We start from the raw sequence: 18585 nt of genomic DNA on the forward strand, positions 1-18585 counted from the left end.
CGAAACCGGGCAGCATCCGGATGTCCGCGAGCAACCGGTCGTACTGCGCGGCCAGCCCGCGCCGCGCCGCGACGTCCGTGTCGGAGCCCTCGAACGCCGTGCACAGCTCGGTGAACATCGTCGCGAACGCGGGTTGGCGCTCGGCAAGCGCGGTGAGGTCCGTGCGGCTGTCCAGCGCGTGCCCGAGCAGCAGCCCACGCCCCTGCTCGAACAGCTCGACCGCCCGTGTCGGCAATCCGGCGCGCACGCAGCACACGGCGGCGTCCGCGCCGAGACCCGCCATACCGTCGATCAACGCCTCACGGTCGCGCCGGGTGAGGGATCGGGACACGGTCCGCCCCATCAGATCGATCGCCGTCCCGTACGCCTCGGCGGCCTCTGCCCACCGCCCGTCGGACGCCGCCAGCCTGGCCCACCCCGCGGCGACCGAGGCGCGGACGTGTGGTGAGCCCACGTCGATCGTCGCCGCCTCCCGGAGTGCCGCGAGCGCGGGCTCCAGGTCCGTACCGGTCCCGGTGTTGCGTCGGCGGAGTACGTGGCCGAGGGACATCAGGTGCAGGGGACGGGACGGGTGATCGATCGGGAGTTCTGCCACGGCCTCGCGGGCGGCGTCGACCGCGGTGTCGAGGGTTTCCCGTCGCCCGAACTGGTCGTGCAGGTGCAGCAACACCTGGGTGAGATTCAGCAACGCGGGCGCACGGCGCGGATCACCGGGAGCCAGAGTCTGCACGGCCGCCCGGCACGCCTCCAGCGCCTCGTCCAGGTCAGCGCCGCTGCCCCGGACTTCGAGGGCGGCCGCGAGGTTCGACAGGCGCAGCGCGCGGCTGGTGTGGCCGGGCAGGGTCACCTGGACGGCCTGCCGGCCGGTGTCGATCGCCTCGTCCAGGTCGGCGGGGTCCTGCCGGGACTCGAACCGGGTGAGGAGCGCGGCCGAGAGGTTGGCCAGCGCCATCCCCCGTTCGAGGCTTGCCGCGGGCATGGCCGACGACGGACCGGCGCAGCGCGTCGATCGCCTCGTCCAGGTCGGCCTGACCGCTCGTGCGGCGGAACCGGGTCACCAGCGCGCCGCCGAGGTTGCCCAGGTAGGCGCCGAGAAGCGGGGTGCCATTCGGTGCGGCCGCGACGGCAGCCCGCCCGGCCTCGACCGCCTCGTCGACGTGCTCGATCCGGTCGGTGCGCTCGAACAGCAGGCGGAGGGACAGGCAGAGGTTCGACAGGTCGGTGGGCGAGGCCGCGGCGTCCGACGCCACCGCGGCACGGGTGTACCGGACGGCCTCCTCCAGGTCCTCCTGCGGGCCACCGTTCTGGTACCGCTGGGACAGGGCGTTCGCCAGCGTGGACCTGCGCCCGACGAGTTCCGGGTCGCCAGGTGGCGTCGCCTCGATCGCCGCCCGCCCCGCCGCAATGGACGCGGCCAGGTCCTCGGACCGTCCAAAGTGGATGAACCGGACCCGGAGGAGGTTGCCCAGGCCTTCAAGGTGGTCGGCCGGTGACTCGCCCGCGTCGAGCGCGTCCTGCCGCACCCGCACAGCTCGGTCGAGGTCCGCCGGGTCACCGGTGAGGAGGAACCGGTTCCACAGCAGGTCGGACAGTTCGGCCGGATCGGACGTCGCGTCGATCCGGTCGTTCAAGCCGGCCTCGTGGCCGAGGAAGTTCGCCAGGGCGCGCAGCGTGGTGTCGAGGTTGGTGTTCATCGCCTCGATGTCGCGATGGTCCGGCCATCCGTCGACCGCCGCCTGGCAGGCCGCGGCGGCGTCCTCCAGGTCCTGTTGGCTGCTCAGCCGCTTGGCCCGAGTCAGCAGGGTGATGCCCAGGTTGGACAGGCACATCGCCTGGATCGGAGCCCCCGGCGGGGCGTCCGCGACGGCGGCCTCGGACTCCTCGACGGCCTCGTCCAGGTCGTCCTGGTCGCCGTCGCGGTCGAACCTGGTCATCAGTGCGGTACCGAGGTTCGTGCGCAAGCGCGGGAGTTCGGCGTGCCCGTACTCGGCGAGGTCGATCGCCCGGCGGAACAGCCGGACGGCCCGGTCCAGGGCGTCCGGATCGCTGTCGACCTGCCCGTACTGGAGGCGGCCGAGCTTCCCGAGCGTCGCGGCGCTGTCCGGTGCGGCGGGCGGGTTCTCGTCGAAGCGTTCGGCGATCAACGCCGGCACGTGTGCCCGACCGCCCATCCAGTAGAGAGGCGCGAGCAGGTCGAGCCCGACCGTCAGCTCCGTGCCGTCCTCGGGCCTGCCACGCGCGGCGAGTCTCAACCACAGCAGCCACCCGGCCGTCTGCATGACCTCCACGTCGTCGAGCGGGTCGGGCACCGCGCACAGCAGGTCGACCAGCTCGTCGAGCGCTTCGGGGACGAGCACCTCGTCGGCATCGAGGGTGTCATGGAACGCGTTCACGCGCTTGCGCAGGGCGGTGATCAGGTCCGATCGCTCGGTCGCGGAGAACCCGTGCCCCATCAGATCGTCGCGGGCCGTCGTGAATTCCTGGGCGAGTTCGAGCGCCACGGCGTGCGCGCTCTCACCAACGCGGCCCCAGTGACGCACGAGGTCGGCGCGGTGCATCCCGCGCACCTTTGGTGCGGCCAAGATCGCGACGCGCTCCAGGATCCACAGTTCCATCACGCGGTCGTCCTCAACCACGTCGGCGCCCGTCTCCTCGCGGTGGCCGAGGACCGCCTCGACCACATCCGGCGTGGTCAGCGCCAACGCACAGGTCAAGGCGGTCCAGGCTTCGGTGAGCAGGGCGTGTTCGCGGGTCGCCTCGAACGCCTCGCGCAACACGAATCCGAGGTGGGTCGATCGCCGGGCGAACTCGATGTCGTGCTCGTCGTCGAACCCAACCGCCTCCCGTGCGGTGTCCACGGCCTCGTGCAGGACGTGAGGGTCCTTGTTGTGCCACGTCAGCTGGTGAAGCGCGGCGGAGAGCGAGTACAGGAGTTCGCCGCGCAACGGTTCATCGTCGTCCAGTTCGGCCAAGACCGTCCGGCAGGTCGCGATTCCCTCGCGCAGGATGTCCTCGTCCCCGGTCCGCTCGGCCAAGTCCACAAGCGCGTCAGCGAGCATCGCGACGTCGCCGAGCCCAACCTCCTCCTCGGCGTCGTGTTCCAGGACGTCGATGGCATCCAGCACCGGGGAGGGGTCTTCGGTACACCGGTAGACCACGCGCAGCGTGTTCGCCGCGTTCATGAGCCGGGAGTTCAGGGACGCGTGGGTGTCCGGCGTTGCGCGCAGGACCCTCGCGTGCGCGGCCAGCGACTCGTTCAGGAGCGCGGCATCCTTGGTGCGCAGGAACAGTTCCCGAAGGAAAACGGCCTGGTTGGCGACGGTCGGGACCGAACTCGGGTCGGCCGCGATCGCGGCCCGGCCGACGTCGACCGACTCGCGCAACGCCTCGTAGTCGTTCAGGTACTCGTACCGGGTTTCCAGGGATGCGGACAACTGCGTCAACGCGTGCCCGCGCTGCTCGTCGTCCTCGGCGGCCTCGACGGCGGCCCTCGCGGTCGTGATCGACTCGTTGATCACCGCCTCGTCCACGGTGCGCGTGAACTCGACCCGGAGCGTGCCGCTGAGGTTCGCGAGGCTGGTCGCCCTGCCTTCGGCAGGAGACGCCACGTCGGTGCCCGACTCGGCGAGCGCCCGTGCCACGTCGGCGGCCTCGCGGGCCGCCTCTGGATCGTCGGTCGCCTGGGCGAGCTCGACGAGGGCCGTGTGCAGGCTCCGCAGGCACCGGGCGCTCCTCGACCGGTCGGCGACGACGACGGCCGCGCGGTAGACCCGGACGGCCGCCTCCAGCGCATCCACGTCGCCGTGCTCCTCGTACCACTCGTACAGCGCACCGCCCTGGACGGTGTAGGCGTCCGGATCGTCGCTGTACCCGAACACACGGTCGTCCGGCTCGGTGATCTCCGGCGTGTGGTCGAGCAACTGGCGCACCTGGTCCGGCAACGAGTCGGGTGCGACCCGGTACACCGCGCCCAAGAACAGCAGGGCGTCCTCCAGATCCTCCGTTCCCTGCCGTGCGCGGTGCCGGAACAGGTGGAGCCGCCCGATCACCGTCAGCGCGACTACGTCGATGGGCAGGTCTGGCGTCGACGCAGGTCCGGAGACCCGCAGCCGGAGCAGGTTCGCCTCGTCGAGCGCGTCCTCGGCCAGGACTGCGGCGGAGTTACCCGTCCGGTGCATCTCCTCGAACCGCGCGAGAATCGCCTCGACCAACTGCTCCCGCACCCGGACCTCCCGTTCACCACTGTTTCCGGCGGCAACTTACCGAGTGCCGGCGCCCCGTCGTCGGAACTCCGGATTCCTTTGCAGAACAAGAGAAAGCCTCACATGTGCGGACGGTGGGACAGGATGTCGAGGTACTCGACCGGAGTGGGGCCGGTCTCGGCCGTGTAGGCGCCGGCTTGTTCGATCGTCAGCGGCAGACACCTCAAGTGCTCCCACGCAGCCAAGGCACCCCTCGATGACCGCGGAAGCAGGGGCCGAAGGATCTTCGTCAGCAGCGCGACCGCATGCTCCGCTTCCAGAACGTCGATGTCGATCGGCGTGGTAGTTCGTGCCAGCCGGTGGTGCGCCGGCTCGTGATCAGCACGTGCCTGCCGGACATCCGCTTCTGCCGACGAGCGGATGTCAGGTGCTGGCGGGCCAGCCGAGCTCGACGGACTGCCTGCAGGTGTCGGGATCGTCGCCGCAACTGGTGAACAGGGCGATGAGCATGGGTGCGCCGTGGTCGAGTGCTTGGCGCGGCAGGGGGCCGGTCGCCACGAGGGACACCAGTCCGTGTCCGATGGTCCAGCTTTGTGTGGCGAGGGCCAGGGGGTCGACGTCGGGGCGGAACCGGCCGATGTCTTTGGCCCGTTCGACGGCGCGCACCAGGGAGTGCAGGGTTTCGTCCGCGACTGCGTGGTCCTCGAGTTCAAAGCCGGCGTCGAACATGACCCGGTAGAGGTCGGGGTTGGCCAGGGCGTTGGACACGTATGCGACCCCCAGGGCAGCGAGGTCGCGGACCGGGTCCGCGGTCAGCGTGACCGCGTTGAGCTTGGCGGCCAGGCGGGTGAACCCCTCCTGACGCATCGCCTGCCACAGACCGTCCATCCCGCCGAAGTAGGTGTAGACGGCCATGGTCGACAGGCCGGTACCCGCGACGACCGAGCGCAGGGTGACCGGCTCCCGAGCTCGCACCATCTGCGCGGCCCGCTCGATCAGCTGAGTGCGGACCGCGGGGTTTTTCGTCCTGACCATGGCGCCACAATACATGGCAATGCTATGTTTAGGTTTGTCGATCTTGTGCGAGTGAGGAGTGCTTGGAGCTGGGTCAACCCGGACGGACTGCCCAAACCCGAGGTGTACCGGCAGCTGTCGATCGCCACCGGGTCGAGGCTGGTGTTCCTGGCCGGGCAGGTGGCCCGCGACGCCGCGGGAAACCCGATCGGCGAGGGAGATCTGGCCGCACAGGTCGAACAGGCCTACCTCAACATCGGCACAGCCATGGCCGGCATCGGCGGATCATTCGACGACGTGGCGAAGCTGACCATCTACGTGGTCGACTGGTCTCCCGACAAGATGCCGTTGCTGGGCGAAGGCGTGACCAGGGCGGCCGCGAAGCTGGGGGTCGACCCGGTCAAGCCGATCACCCTGCTGGGCGTTGCCGCGCTGGGTGAACCCGACCTGCTGGTCGAGGTCGAAGCCACCGCGATCATCGACTGACACCCAGGTGCATGTTCGCGTGACAGGGTGTTCCGGGTAGGCGAAGGTGTCGCGTATGGACGATGATCTTGCTCTGCTGCGGCGTGCCCGTATGCGGTGGAACGCACCGCTTTCGGTGGCTCACGCCGATCTGCTGCTGGACCGGCTGGCCCTCGACTCCGGTACGCGGGTGGTCGATCTGGGCTGAGGATGGGGCGAGTTGTTGATGCGCGCTGTCGAGCGGGCCGGCGGTGATTCGCCGTCCGACGGTGAGGACCACGTCGTGCGGGATGTCGGGGTGCGCACCGACCCGGTTGCCTTGCAGCGTGGGCGGATGCTGGCGCGGCAACGTGGCCTCGACGAGCGGATCGAGTTCGTGGAGGCCGACGCCACGACCTGGTCCGGGACAGCCGAACGTGCCGTGTGCGTCGGTTCATCGCATGCCTTCGGCGCTACCCAGGCTTGCCGAGGTGAGCACCTGCGCGACAATCGTTGTTCTGACCGCGACCTCGCTGGAGGGCCACGTGACTGGATTGAGCGAACAGGTGCGGACGTGGATCACGGCGCCGAACTTCTGGCACTTGGCCACGGTGAACCAGGATGGTTCACCGCACGTGTCGCCCATGTGGATCGACGTCGAAGGCGACTACATCGTCTTCAACACCGCTGTCGGCCGCGTGAAAGAAGAGAACCTGCGCCGTGATCCTCGGGTTTCGCTGTCGTGCGTGGATACGGACAACCCGTACGACCGGGTCGTGATTCGAGGCCGAGCCGTCGAGTTCGTCGAGGGCGCTGATGCGGAGCGGTGCATGGACGAGTTGGCGAAAAAGTACGTCGGGACCGATCGTTTCGAATGGCGGATCCCAGGAGAGCAGCGCGTCAAGATCCTTGTCGAGCCGACACGCGTTCGCCACGTTGTCGGAGTCGAGCCTTTCCGGCGTGGAATTCTGCCGTCGTCCTGAGACGCGAAGCACTCCCCTCAACCATCGACGCGCCCTCTTCTGCCGAAGAGACCGCTCACGATCGAGCGGTGGAACATCTTCGTGGCGGGAGCGTGTTCGTCGCCGCCGGCACGTCACTTTGTCGCATCTGCGGGCAGGCGAACGGGAGTGCGGAGCTGACCGATGGCGTTCGCTTCATCTGGCCGGAAGGGCTCGGCTTGCCTGGATTTCAGCTGCAGCGCTTTCGGCGGGCGCCGGAGCCGGGAGCGGGAACCAATGCCCGCCAGCGGTTCGAGCGTGCGCGGAAAGTCAGTGCGGGCAAGGGCATTCGGAAGGAGGAGTCCGCTCCACCTTCCAGATGCCCCTCGTCGTGTCGTCAGCCGATGGTGTAGGTGTACGGGAACGCTCTCAGCTCGTCGCCGGTCCCGGAGAACTCGTTGAAGTCGTCGAGGTACAGCACGCCGGAGACCACGGTCCCCCTGGGGCCGCGTGGTGTGATCGTCACCGTGATGGTGCCGGTCTCGCCGGGGTCCAGCACCAGCGGAGTGAACTTCGGCGGTCCGGCCGGACCGCCGCCAGCCACACGTTGCCGGTGGACGACGTCACCGCATCGTCGAACAGTTGCGTGCGCGCCACGGCGCGGTAGTCCGCGGTGGCCGGCGGTGCACCGTCCGGTGGGAACGGGCCCACCAGGCTGGCCAGCGCGGCCCACGGTCCTGGTTGCACCTCGGCCGCCCGGATGGACGCCGTCGCGACGTTCTGCGCGTTCGACCTCCCGAGGGCCTCGGGTTGCCCGGTGATGCTCCTCAGCTCGACGTGCACGGGCGCGGTGGCGGCGACCGTGGCGGTGAGCCGGGTGGTGAGTGGCGGCACCTGGTAGTCGAGGGATTCCTCCTGCGGGAACGGCACGCCCGTCTCGTCGTCCTCGGTGACCAGCCGCAGATCGCCGGTGGCGGTCGAGCGGGCGTCGACGAAGAACGGTTGTGGTGCGATGCCGGTGTTGCGCACGGTCACCCGTGCGAGCGTGGGTTGCCCGGCGGGCAGCACCGTGCCGGGACTGGCCGGCAGTCCGGTCGCGGACGCCTCGATGAGGTTGAACTGCAGCGTGCCGGTGAAATCCTGGCTGATCGCCGTGCCTGCCACCGGGTTCGGCGCGACCACGGTGAACGTCCACCTGCCCGGTGCGGGGTCGCGGCGGAACTCCTGCAGCTCGCGGATGAAGATCGGGTTGCCTTCGGGATCGACGGCGGTCACGTTGCTCTGCTGGCTGAGCAACTGGCCGTCCGGGCTCTCCAGGAAGCCGAACACCAGCTGGTTCGGATCGCCGCTCAGCCTGACGTTGATGCCGAAGTCACGCTGCCCGCGCGGCACGTCGAAGCGGTAGCGGGGTGGCTTGCGCCGGGCCTTCCTCCCGGCCGTTGCCACCGGTGAGGACGCCGCTGAAGGTGCCCTTACCGCCCTTGGTGGAGATCAGGCCACGCAACGTCAGGGGCACCGCGAGCCGCCGGTCGCGTGACGACGAGTCCAGTTGCACCGCGGCGCTCAGATCGCCTGCCCGCTCGGGGATGTCAGCGGTGACGTGGAAGGTGCCGCTCTCATCCGGTCGCAGGACGAGCGCGGCCGGGGTGACGGTACCGATGGTGCCGTAGGCAGAGGTGCGGAACCCGAACCGCACGGTGCCGCGGAACCCGTTGGCGGCCACGATGGCGTCGAAGATCGCCGTCCACCTGCCCGGCGTCGGGTTGTGCACGTCCATGTGGCCGAAGCCGCCTGGGTCCTGCGGCGACGAGTCGCCGACGATCCGGCCGTCGGGGTCGAGCAGGCGCAGCGTGACCGCCCGCGGTGTCGGTGGTGTGAAGGCGATCGACGCGTCGAGGTGCGCTGCACCGGGTGGCACGGTGAACGTTCTGGTGACGAAAGCGCGCCGGGTGCCGAACTCGTCGACCCACGTGGCGGCGCCTGGACTGCGTGCGTCCAGCGTCGCGCTGCCGCGTTCGTCCGACACGGTGCGGTTGAGCACGCGGTTGTGTGCCTTCACGGCCTGGATGTTCGCGCCGATGTTGGTGACCCGCAACGGAACCGTGCGCTCGGCACCTTGCGCGGCGGTGACGGAGAGCTGGGTGCGGTCGACCAGCAGGTTGTCGCCCTTGGGCTGCGACGTGCCGTGACTGTCCTGAATGGACTGCGCGGCGAGCACGGCCTGCAACGTGTTGAGCAGACCGGCGCCCTGCCGGTCCGCCGGGTCGTTCTGGTCGGTGGCCGTACTGGTCAGAATCCGCTTGATCAGCGCGGGGCTCGGCTTCACCCCCCGGTGTGTCGCCGCGTACGCCTCGATCACCAGCGCGGCCGCGCCCGCGGTGAACGGGGCGGACTGGCTGGTGCCGCCGAACTCCCGGATCGGCGACGGTTCGCCCGCGGCGTCGATACAGCTGGCGAACATCTCGACATCGGGCGTGCAGACCGACCACCCGCTGTTGCCGGGCGCCACAAGGTCGATCACCTCGGCCCGCTCGGTGATGCCCGCGGAGCTGATGGCCGCGACATTGTCGCTCACCCAGCCGCCGCGGAAGCCGGGCATGTTGCGCCGCAGCTGCGCGAAGATGCGCTGACTGGTCGACGCGCCGACGCTGATGACCTGCGGGTCACCGGCGGGAGCGCCGACCGTGCCGTTGATGCCTGCGTCCCCGCTGGCCGCGGTCACCGTGATGCCCGCGGCCACCGCGGCACGGTTGGCCAGCGAAAGAGGGTCGTTCTGGTTGTCCGGCACGGGGTGGGCGCCGAGCGACTCGTTGATCACGTCGACCCTGGCGACGGTGACGGCGTATTCGACGCCCTGCACGATGCTGGACGTCGACCCGCCCACGTCCGAGAGCACCTTCAACGCGACCAGCGACGCACCGGGCGAGATCCCGCGGATGCGGATCGTGCAGCCCTTCGGCAGCGGCGAGGCGGGGTGCGCGAAGTCGGCCAGATCGTAGGTCCGGCGGCCCTGTGCCGCGATCGAGCTCGCGTCACCGAACGCCTCACCACCCGCGGTGGGAGCGTTGACGCCCTCACCGGTGAAGTCCTGGTAGTCCACGATGACGCGGCTGCCGTCCGGCCGCACGAAGTCGGCGTTGTCGATGTCGATGCCATCGGCCAGGAACGCGACCTTGACACCCTTGCCAGTGGCGAGGTTCTGCGCCTGCGGGACGGAACGGTCCTCGAACGCGGTGTGCGTGAGCTGCAACGCCTCCGGCTCGAGCAGCGGTTCGGCCGGGTCGGAGGGGCAGATGCGCTGATCGGGAGCGCCGGTCCCGGCGCCGCCGCGCTTGACCGGGCTCGGCAGCTTGATCACGCGATCGGGCACCACCGCCCGGACGCGCGGATCAGCCGCCAGGAGGTCCTGTGCAGCGGGCGACATCGAAGCCGCGAAACCGTTGATCACGCTGAACTGCTTAACGTCCTCCGCACCCGCACCGCGCGCGAGCTGCACGAGCGGCTGCTGGTCGGTCTTGGTCAGGCTTTGTCGTCGGGGGGTGTCCGAGGCAGTGGCCGACACGTCTTCATACTGGTCCTGCAACACCACGATCACGGGCTGCTGCGGGCTCTGGGCGGATGCTGACGGAGACGCGACGATAATCGCCGCGATCAAGGAGGCTACGAGTGCCAACGAGCGTCTCACGGTGATCCCACCTCATCAGGAACCGAACTCGGTGCTGTGACAGGTGAATCGGGAGTGCGACGGCCATTTCGAGGGTACTCGCGACGTCCACCACCGAATGACCGACACCCCTGTAAGCGCTTTCCTATCCGTCGACGTCCTGTCATGGCTCCCCTTTATGTCAAGGGGTGGCCCTGGCGAGGGTAGGCTTGCGGGTCGCAGGTTCGGGTTGTGGCTTGTCCGAAGGGCCGGCGTCCGGGGTCAGGCCGGTCACGCTGGATTGCAGAGTCGTCCCCGAGTGCCCTCCCGGGCCTGCCGCCTCACGTCGTTTCTGGTCGGCGAGCATGCGGGCGTAGATGACGTTCGATAACCGTCGTTTGAGGGCGCGCATCGCTTCCATCGAGGTTCGCAGTTAGTTAGAGCTTGGCTCCTGCTCGCACCGCCCAGCTTGAGCCACGCGGTCGCGCGATCAAGCGCTCTTCCCCTGCTCTACCCGAGTTCGCGATCGAAGTACCTGTCGGCCAGGGCCAGCGCCGCGAGTCGGTGTCCGCTCACACTTCCTGAGCTACGACGCGATGACTGTTACATCACTACCTTGAACGGTCGGACGGTTCGCCAACGGCTGTGGATGAACCGGTTTCTGTGAGCCGCTGTGGCGAACTCCCAGCCGGTAGCCAACACCTCGAACGGTCACCAGGATGTCCGGGCGTCCCAGCTTCGTGCGGAGCGTCGCGATGTGCACCTCGAGCGTCCGGTTCGCGCCCGCCCAACTGCGCCCCCACACTGCATCGAGCAGGCGCTGCCGCGTACACACGGCACCGCCTGCAGCCATCATCGCCTTGAGCAGTCGGAACTCCTTGGGGGTCAACGTCACCGGCACGCCTGCGACCGTGACCTCCTTGCGCGCCTGGTCGATCCGGATGTCGGCCGCCTCGAGCACGCCGGCATCACAGGCTTCAGGGCGGCGCCGTCTCCGGCGCACGGTGTGCATCCTGGCAACCAGTTCGCCCACGTCGAATGGCTTGGCCAGGTAGTCGTCCGCGCCCGCGTACAACGCCTGGACACGGTTGTCGATCTCACGTCTTGCGGACACCACGATGATCGCGACGCTTCCGGCCGCACGAATCCGTCGACACAGGACCAGACCATCCACATCGGGCAGTCCAAGGTCGAGTAGGACGACATCAAACCCGTCAAGCAGCCCGATGACATCTCGTCCGCTCGCCTGCCGGTGCACCGCGCATCCGTTCCGAACCAGGATGGGCACCAACGCGTGCGCCACGCGGTCGTCATCCTCTACCAGCAGCACACGCACAGGTGTTCCTCCGATGTGTCCGACTTGGCTGACAAGTTAGGACGACCACGGCGTCTCCGGATGTAGGGACGGCCCTCCACTTGCGGCGTTCCCGAGGTGCACGGCAAGTCCAGGGGTCGACAACTGCCAGTGCGATGTGTCGCTCAGGAAGGCGTGCCGCCGCGTGAACGTTTCGATGCGCCAGGCATGACGCGGTTCAAGTGGAAGACAGTTCTGGAGTGGGTCGACCAGGCCGAGGAATCTCCCCGCTGCCTGCGCCAGGGAACGCCCCGGAGCGAGCAGTGGCCAGTTCAGTTGATTCGTCAGCTCGGCGCCGTGGATGACGTCGATTGTCGCGTGGGGACGGCCGGATCGCACGAGGCGGACGTGCAGCTGGTCACCACTCGGCAGCCGATAGCCTTTGTTGAAAGGGAATTCACCCCCTGCAAGCCCGTGCCCACAGCGCGGTCAGCCTGCGACTTGGGATGCCGAACCCGTTCAGCGCCAAGGCAATCGTGTACTCCTGCACCCCAGACACCCGGCGTGCCGTACCGGTCCGGCACGACCTGCATGCGTCGGACGTCGTAGGCGATGAGTTGGACGCCGGGGCCTGTGCACGGAGACCGTGGTGACATTCGCGTTGTCCCGAACCTTGCGCCACACGCCGACATCGACAGGGCCGCGTGGCTGAAACCAGGAATCTGGGGAAATTTCCGACATGGAGGCGTTCGTCACATCCCAACAATCGATTCCTAGGTCGGCGACCACCTTCACATTCGCTTTCGCCCGCAACAACGAACATGCGTGTCTAGTTTAAACTTGCCGCGAGATTTGACGAAGGCTTAAGGCTTCTCGCGCGGCTTGGTGACTGTCCGGCCCCGTGCCGCTACCCCTTTGAGGGAAACCCCGTCAGTTGACGGATGAATCATGACCCGGTCGCAGTGCACCGTGGGGCACCCCGGACAACGGCGATCCGGCAGGCACTGGCATGGGCGGGAGAGGACGTGGAGGAACAGCGCATCATCGCGGACCGGTACGCGCTGATCGTGGAACTCGGACGAGGCGCGATGGGCATCGTGTGGCGAGCCAAGGACCGCGTGATCGACCGGAACGTCGCCAGCGAATGAACATTGGCGTCTGGATATGCGCGTGCTCAGCGAGGTTAGGTGCGCCTAGCCTCGACGACATGAGTGATGTGCGTGAGACCGCGCCGCCACCGGATTCCTTTGGTGAGACGGTCCTTCAGCAGATGTTCGACCTGTGGATCACGCCATACCTGAACTCCGGCGAGGCGGGGATCGCGGCTGACCAGATCCGGCAGGCGCTGATCGTGATGCCTCCCGAAGGCGAGGTCGAGGTCCTGCTGAACGAGCGGGCGACGGTCACAGCGAAGGTCAGGATGCGTCGTGATATCACCCCGCCCGCGAGGTCGACGGCGCCGAGCGGGCCGAGTGGTGGGAGCGGGCCGTCGCGGCCTACCCGTCGTACGCCGAGTACCAGACGAAGACCGACAGGCAGATCCCGGTCTTCGTGCTCGACCCGAAGTGACGGGCAAGCCGCGAGTGCTCAGCCGATCCGCCACGCTGGGCGTGCCCGCGTCGTGGTCACCGCCGCAGGATCAGACACCCTGATCCGATCGGGTACCGCGCCGCACAACTCCCCGGCGCGGTACCCACCGCTGTTCAGCTGGTCGTCGTGAAAACCGGGTTGGAGTAGAACCAGAGGTCCTCCCACGGGTCCGACTTGCCGACCAGGTCCAGCGCGGGACCGGCCGGATCGACCCCGGCACCGTGGTAGCCGGGCGCGCTTCGCTTGCCGTCGGTGCCGCGGACCCTGACGTAGAACGGTCCGTCGACGGTGATCCGGTGGACCAGCTCGACGGTGCCGGTCCGCTGCCGGACGTCCCAGGACCTCCCGACCTTGGTGTGCGGCGTGTGCAGTGCCGACCGATCCGCGGCAGGACCGGTGATCCCGCCGACGATCAGGTCGACCCTGGCGAGCTTCGGCACGAAACCCGCGAAGTTCGGGCGGTCGGCCAGGTCGATCCTGATCACCACTTCCACGACCTCACCGCGGCGCGCCCGCAGCGTGCCTCCCATCGCCACGCCCGGCCCGTGCGACCCGCGCCTGCGCAGCCGGACGTCCACACCGGACACCAGGTCGCCGAGACCGACCCACATCCGGCCGGCCCGCATCGCCCGCATCACCTCGCGGTACCCGCGCCCGGTGACACCCACCCAGGTCTTGTTGTAGGCGCCGGGCGGGAACGAGCTGTACTCGACGATCGGGCGGCCGGCGTTGACCGGGTCGGGAAAACGGCCGGTGTTGGTGAACGTGTGCCCGTCGCTGTCGTACGGGATGTCGTCGTAGCCTTGCTGGTCCAGCCGGTCGACCGGGTTCTTCATCCAGTCCCCGCAACCCTGGTGGCCGTCCGAGGTGGTGGTGATCCACCACGGTTTGCCCTCGGCGAGCAGGCTGTCCCAGAGGCCGCCGACGGTGGCCGCGGTCCAGTCGAACCCACCCCAGGTGCGGTAGCTCTCCGCGGGATAGCCGGGGAAGGAGAACTTGCCGGGGGCCGAGTCGTACAACCCGCGGCCACGGGCCATGCCCGGTGCGGGCAGGCCGGCCGCCTGATGCCCCGGTGCGCCCTCCATGCCGATCACGACGCCGGGTGCGGCGTCGCGCCAGTTCCTGGTCTCCTGCGGGGAGTTGATGCCGAGCCGCGACGGGTGGTTGGGCAGCACCAGGGCGTCGTCGATCCGGCAGGCGGCCACCGCGTCCTTCAGGAACTTCAAAGCCTGCAACGCGATCGCCTCGTTGGCGGGCGTGCCGTCACGGGTGCCGTTCACCCGCGCGTCGAACCGGGTGACGAACTCCTGCAGCAGGCTCGCCTCGTTGCGGCCGGGTGCGAGCATCAGCGTGGTGTGCTCGCCCGCCGGGATGTTCCACTCGAGCCCGGTGAACACCAGCATGTCTTCGTACTCGCGTCGCGCGGCCGCGATGTCCGCCGTCAGCGGAGGGACGCTGAACTTCGCGAACGGGACGTTGCCGTGGTCGGTGATCGTCAACCAGCTCAGGCCGTGCCTGGCCGCCCGTGCCACCTGCGTGGCCACCGGGTACATCGCGTCGTTGCTGTACTGGCTGTGGACGTGGTGGTCGCCAGCAAGCCACAGGTAACCGTCGCGCCGCTCCTCGTGCGCGTGTGCCGGCGTGCTGCCGAGCACGGCTCCTGCGGCGAGCCCGGTGCCGATCAGGAACCCGCGCCGGTCTGTCTGCCCCGCCATCACGCGATCCTGGTGTAGATCACGCCGAGCGAGTCGACCTCGGCACCGGAGCGACCGTGGAAGCCGGCGATCTGCCAGCCCGCGGGCGCGGTGAACGTGACGGAGCTGGACGTCTGGCTTCCGCCGGACAGGGTGCGACCCGTGTTCGTCGCGAAGCCGGCGTAGAAGATCCTCGTGTGCCCGTTGCGCTGGGCCGAGTGCAGAGTGACGGACTTCAGGTACTCCCCCTCGGCCAGTGTCAGCTCTTGCGCCGTGCCGCCGTTACCGCCGTGGGAGTAGGAGGTGCCATCGGCGAGCGTGAGACCGACCTGGTCAACGCGCGCACCCGCGCGGAGGCCCAGCTTGGTGACGCGCTGCGCCAACGGAACCGAGGCGACGTCGGTGAACGGCGTGCCGTGCGGTCCGCCGAACGCGTCACTGAGCGACAGCGCGGGGTTGAGCGTCCACCGGAAGTCCGCCGCGATCGGGTAGTGGTCGGACAGCATCTTGTTGTCGGCGGTGCGGAAGGCCGCGTTCTCGTTGCCGTACCGGCTCAGGTTCAGCGTGATGTACCGGTTGCCGCGGTAGAGGATCTTGTCCACCACCTCGCACGCGTCGGTGATGTTCTGGTCGTCGCACCCGATGGTGGGGCTGCCGGCGGCGGGCGGGACGCCACCACGCTCCTCCTGCACCCAGGCGTCGGTCAGGCCGTTGGCGGTGAGGAGTTCGCGGATGTTGTCACCACTGCGGGTGTAGCGGGTGTTGGTGTCGCCCGCGACGACGACGGCGTTGCCGGCCGAGTTGGCGGTGATGAACCGCGACAGCTCACTGATGTTGGCCCGCCGGGCGGCCAGGTCGGGCTCGTTCGAGCCGGCGTTGGCGTGCACGTTGTAGAAGTCGATCAGCACACCCTCGGCCACCTGGACTCGGGACCAGGTGAAACCCTTGGGGGTCAAGCAGTCCGTGCCGTTGCACTTGTCCCACTTGTCGCGGGTGAGGTCCGTGTACGGGTGGTTGGACAGCGTGTTGAGCCCGTCGCCGAACGGGACGCCGCCACTGGTGGGCGTGCGGACCGGGTGCGTGTTGTTGGCGTAGAGCGACGCGTGGTAGTTGAAGTCCTCCTGCACGTGCACGATGTCGTACGGCCTGATCCGCTGGCCGATGATCGGGGTGTTCACCTTCGGGTTGCCACTGGACAGCCCTTCCGGCAGGCCCGCGACGTTGTAGCTCAGCACCGAGAACGTCCCGCCCGACGGTGGTGCGGCCGCAGCGGGGACCACGGCCCCGGACAGCACGCTGGCGGCCGATAAGCCAACAGCAGCAACAGTTTTGACCAACCGGACCATTCTCACCGCACGACTCCTGACTCACTTCGAGCACGACGCCGCGAGGCTAAAACAACGCGAGAAACTTTCATATATCGTGGACATGACAACACCGTGTACACAAAGCAACGAAGGCCGGCGGCGGCATTTCGAGCGAGAAGTCCTATGTGGATCAGCCTTTCGGCCCGCACTGTTCCCGCGAACGGGCGACGAGGCATGATGCGCGTCTCTTGCCGGAGCGCAGTGATCGGAGAAAGGAACCGAGCGATGTCCGCCGAGCCGCCGCAGACCACCGTGCACCCGACCAACCGCAGCACGTCCGCGACCATCCCACCGATCATCCTGCGCCACCTCACCGCGGTCATCGGTGAGCTCGGCGTCGATCTGGGGCCCGCGCTCGCCCACGTCGGGCTGGACGAGGCGGTGCTGGGATCGGCGGACCTGCGGGTGTCCTACCGCCAGGGCAGCGAGGTCGTCCGGCGCACCCTGCGGCTCACCGGGGACGACCACCTCGGGCTGCGGGTCGGCGGCAGGCAGCATCCGACCGCGTGGGGCCTGATCGGGTTCGCCCTCATGGCCGCCGACACCCTGGGAGACGCCGTCAGGACGGGCGTGCGGTTTCAGAACCTCTCCGGTGCGATGGTGGTGTGGTCGGTGGGGCAGGGCGACGCCGGCTTCACGCTGTGGGCGGATCTGCCTGACCCGGCGGTGGATCCTGGCGTCGGCGCGTTCCTGGCCCAGGAGGCCTTCGCGAGCGTCGTCGCGGTCACCCGGCTCGTGCTGGGCGACGAGTTCCGGCCACGGCAGGTGGAGTTCGCCTTTCCCGCCCCGCCGGACACCGCGCCGTTCGCCGACCTGTTCCGCTGCCCCGTCCACTTCTCCGCTCCGCGCAACGGTTTCGTGTTCCCCGCGGCGTGGGTGCGCACCGAGATGCCCGCTCGCGACCCCGTCACCTTCTCCTCCACGCTGGAGCTGCTGGACGGCCAGATGGCGTCCCGCCGCTCCCGCCAGGACCTGCTGGAGGTGCTGGAGGTCTCGATCGCGCAGAGCCTGCCCACCGTGCCGAGCTTCGCCGAGCAGGCGCGCAAGCACGCCGCAGGAGAACGCACGCTGCGCCGCCGCCTCGCCGAGTGCGGCACGACCTACGAGGCACTCGCCGACGGTGTGCGGCGGGAGCGGGTCGAACAGTTGCTGCGTCAGCCGGACCTGACGCTCACCGACATCGCCCGCCGTGTCGGTTTCTCCGACGTCCGCGTGCTGCGGCGGGCGATCAGGCGGTGGCACGACATGACCCCGTTGCAGCTGCGCGGGACCGTGCTCGATCAGGAGGGATGACCCTCACCGCGTCCGGATCCACACGGTCTTCTCCCTGGTCCACTGGTCGAACGCGGTCGTGGACTTCTCCGCTCCACCGAACCCCGACTGCTTCCAGCCGCCGAACGGCGTGGTGATGTCGCCCTCGCTGTAGGAGTTGACGGAGACGACGCCGGCCTGGATGCCGCGCGCCAGCCGCCATGCGAGGTCGATGTCCCGCGTCCACACCGACGCGGCGAGGCCGTACTCGGTGTCGTTCGCCAGCCTGACCGCTTCCTCCGCGGTGGCGAAGGTCTGCACGCTGACGACCGGCCCGAACAGCTCGTCGGTGAGCATCGGCGTCCCTGCCGGAACGTCGGTGACGACGGTCGGCGGGTAATACGCGCCATCGGGGTGCAGACCGTCCGGCAACTCCGCGGCGTGCACGCGGGCACCGGCCGCACGGGCTTCCTCCACCGCGTTCGCGACGCGATCCCTGGCGGCACGGCTGATCAGCGGCCCGATCCGGGTAGCAGGATCGGCGGGAGCGCCGATGACCAGTGCGTCGACGGCCGCGACGAACCGGTCCAGCACCTCGTCGGCGATGTCCTGGTGCACCAGGACGCGGGAGCCGGCGGTGCAGTTCTGGCCCGTGGTGAGGAACGCGGCGTCGATCATGTTCTGCACGAGCTCGTCACCGAAGCCGAGCGCGTCCGCCATCAGCACCTGCGGGCTCTTGCCACCCATCTCCAGCGACACGCGTTTGAAGTTCGTGAGCGCGGTCGTGGCGAGGACGAGGCGTCCGGTCGCGGTCGATCCGGTGAACGACAACGCTCCCACGATCGGATCCCGTGCGAGTGCCGCGCCCGCGACTTCACCGAGCCCGGGAAGCACTGTCAGCACGCCCTCCTGCAATCCTGCCTCTTCCGCGAGGCGCGCCAGGTGCAGCGCCGAACGCGGGGTCTGCTCCGCCGGCTTGACCAGCAGGCAGTTCCCGGCGGCGAGCGCGGGACCGACCTTCCACGCGGTCATGGCGAGCGGGTAGTTCCACGGCAGGATCGCGGCGACCACGCCGACGGGCTCACGGGTGATCACGCCGAGGTGACCGGGCCCGGTGGGCGCGACCCGGCCGAAGACCTTGTCCG

15 protein-coding genes and 2 pseudogenes are annotated in these 18585 nt (G+C 68.9%); 6 read left to right on the forward strand and 11 right to left on the reverse strand.

Annotated features, from left to right (window positions below):
- The 4 genes and pseudogenes from FXN61_RS34190 to FXN61_RS34200 all read right to left on the reverse strand — a co-directional run.
- Positions 1-847 (reverse strand): annotated as a pseudogene (locus tag FXN61_RS34190) (CHAT domain-containing protein); the annotation flags it as partial.
- Positions 765-4223 (reverse strand): tetratricopeptide repeat protein, encoded by a 3459-nt coding sequence (locus FXN61_RS55830; protein WP_167978085.1) that lies wholly within the window; start codon positions 4221-4223, stop codon positions 765-767. The gene FXN61_RS55830 and the pseudogene FXN61_RS34190, both read right to left, overlap by 83 nt.
- Positions 4224-4321: 98 nt before the next feature.
- Positions 4322-4447, reverse strand: a complete 126-nt coding sequence (locus FXN61_RS54715; protein WP_281360767.1) for a hypothetical protein — start codon at positions 4445-4447, stop codon at positions 4322-4324.
- A 178-nt stretch (positions 4448-4625) separates the two neighbouring features.
- Entirely contained in the window at positions 4626-5237 is a 612-nt protein-coding gene (locus FXN61_RS34200) for a TetR/AcrR family transcriptional regulator (RefSeq protein ID WP_167978086.1), read from the reverse strand.
- Positions 5238-5288: 51 nt separating this feature from the next.
- On the opposite strand from FXN61_RS34200, the gene FXN61_RS34205 reads away from it, so the two are divergent.
- The 3 genes from FXN61_RS34205 to FXN61_RS34215 all read left to right on the forward strand — a co-directional run bounded on the left by FXN61_RS34205 (position 5289) and on the right by FXN61_RS34215 (position 6643).
- The gene (locus FXN61_RS34205; RefSeq protein WP_312878199.1) at positions 5289-5702 is read left to right on the forward strand and encodes a RidA family protein; all 414 of its coding nucleotides are present in this window, start codon (positions 5289-5291) and stop codon (positions 5700-5702) included.
- A gap of 55 nt (positions 5703-5757) precedes the next feature.
- Positions 5758-5889, forward strand: a complete 132-nt coding sequence (locus tag FXN61_RS54720) for a hypothetical protein (protein ID WP_281360768.1) — start codon at positions 5758-5760, stop codon at positions 5887-5889.
- Positions 5890-6121: 232 nt separating this feature from the next.
- Positions 6122-6643: a PPOX class F420-dependent oxidoreductase gene (locus FXN61_RS34215; RefSeq protein WP_188135799.1), complete on the forward strand. Its 522-nt coding sequence runs from the start codon at positions 6122-6124 to the stop codon at positions 6641-6643.
- Positions 6644-6998: 355 nt separating this feature from the next.
- On the opposite strand, the gene FXN61_RS34220 is transcribed toward FXN61_RS34215, so the two are convergent.
- The 4 genes from FXN61_RS34220 to FXN61_RS34235 all read right to left on the reverse strand — a co-directional run bounded on the left by FXN61_RS34220 (position 6999) and on the right by FXN61_RS34235 (position 11580).
- Positions 6999-7160, reverse strand: coding sequence for a hypothetical protein (locus FXN61_RS34220; protein ID WP_167978089.1), 162 nt, complete (start codon positions 7158-7160; stop codon positions 6999-7001).
- Positions 7124-7993, reverse strand: coding sequence for a hypothetical protein (locus FXN61_RS34225; RefSeq protein WP_167978090.1), 870 nt, complete (start codon positions 7991-7993; stop codon positions 7124-7126). The genes FXN61_RS34220 and FXN61_RS34225 overlap by 37 nt, the downstream gene beginning before the upstream one ends.
- The gene (locus FXN61_RS34230; RefSeq protein ID WP_312878200.1) at positions 7974-10286 is read right to left on the reverse strand and encodes a S8 family serine peptidase; all 2313 of its coding nucleotides are present in this window, start codon (positions 10284-10286) and stop codon (positions 7974-7976) included. Before FXN61_RS34230 ends, FXN61_RS34225 begins: the two co-directional genes overlap by 20 nt.
- Positions 10287-10830: 544 nt before the next feature.
- Entirely contained in the window at positions 10831-11580 is a 750-nt protein-coding gene (locus FXN61_RS34235) for a response regulator transcription factor (protein WP_167978092.1), read from the reverse strand.
- Between the two features lie 983 nt (positions 11581-12563).
- Here FXN61_RS34235 and FXN61_RS54725 point away from each other — a divergent pair.
- Both FXN61_RS54725 and FXN61_RS34240 read left to right on the forward strand, forming a co-directional pair.
- A complete protein-coding gene (locus FXN61_RS54725; protein WP_281360769.1) occupies positions 12564-12686 on the forward strand; it encodes a hypothetical protein in 123 nt (40 codons plus the stop codon).
- Positions 12687-12978: 292 nt separating this feature from the next.
- Positions 12979-13107, forward strand: a pseudogene (locus FXN61_RS34240) (nitroreductase/quinone reductase family protein); the annotation flags it as partial.
- 134 nt (positions 13108-13241) lie between these two features.
- Here FXN61_RS34240 and FXN61_RS34245 read toward each other — a convergent pair.
- Complete coding sequence (locus FXN61_RS34245) at positions 13242-14843, reverse strand: PHP domain-containing protein (protein ID WP_167978093.1); 1602 nt, start codon at positions 14841-14843, stop codon at positions 13242-13244.
- On the reverse strand, positions 14843-16117 hold the full coding sequence (locus tag FXN61_RS34250; protein ID WP_312878201.1) for a jacalin-like lectin: 1275 nt from the start codon (positions 16115-16117) through the stop codon (positions 14843-14845). Before FXN61_RS34250 ends, FXN61_RS34245 begins: the two co-directional genes overlap by 1 nt.
- Positions 16118-16414: 297 nt before the next feature.
- Here FXN61_RS34250 and FXN61_RS34255 point away from each other — a divergent pair, with 297 nt between their 5' ends.
- Positions 16415-17482 carry an AraC family transcriptional regulator gene (locus FXN61_RS34255; protein WP_167978094.1) on the forward strand — a complete coding sequence of 356 codons (1068 nt, stop codon included), beginning with the start codon at positions 16415-16417 and terminating at the stop codon, positions 17480-17482.
- Positions 17483-17485: 3 nt separating this feature from the next.
- On the opposite strand, the gene FXN61_RS34260 is transcribed toward FXN61_RS34255, so the two are convergent.
- A partial coding sequence (locus FXN61_RS34260) for an aldehyde dehydrogenase family protein (protein WP_167978095.1) occupies positions 17486-18585 on the reverse strand: 1100 nt, incomplete at its 5' end.

The sequence above is a fragment of the Lentzea indica genome (assembly GCF_012184385.1).
Taxonomy (GTDB): Bacteria; Actinomycetota; Actinomycetes; order Mycobacteriales; family Pseudonocardiaceae; genus Lentzea; species Lentzea indica.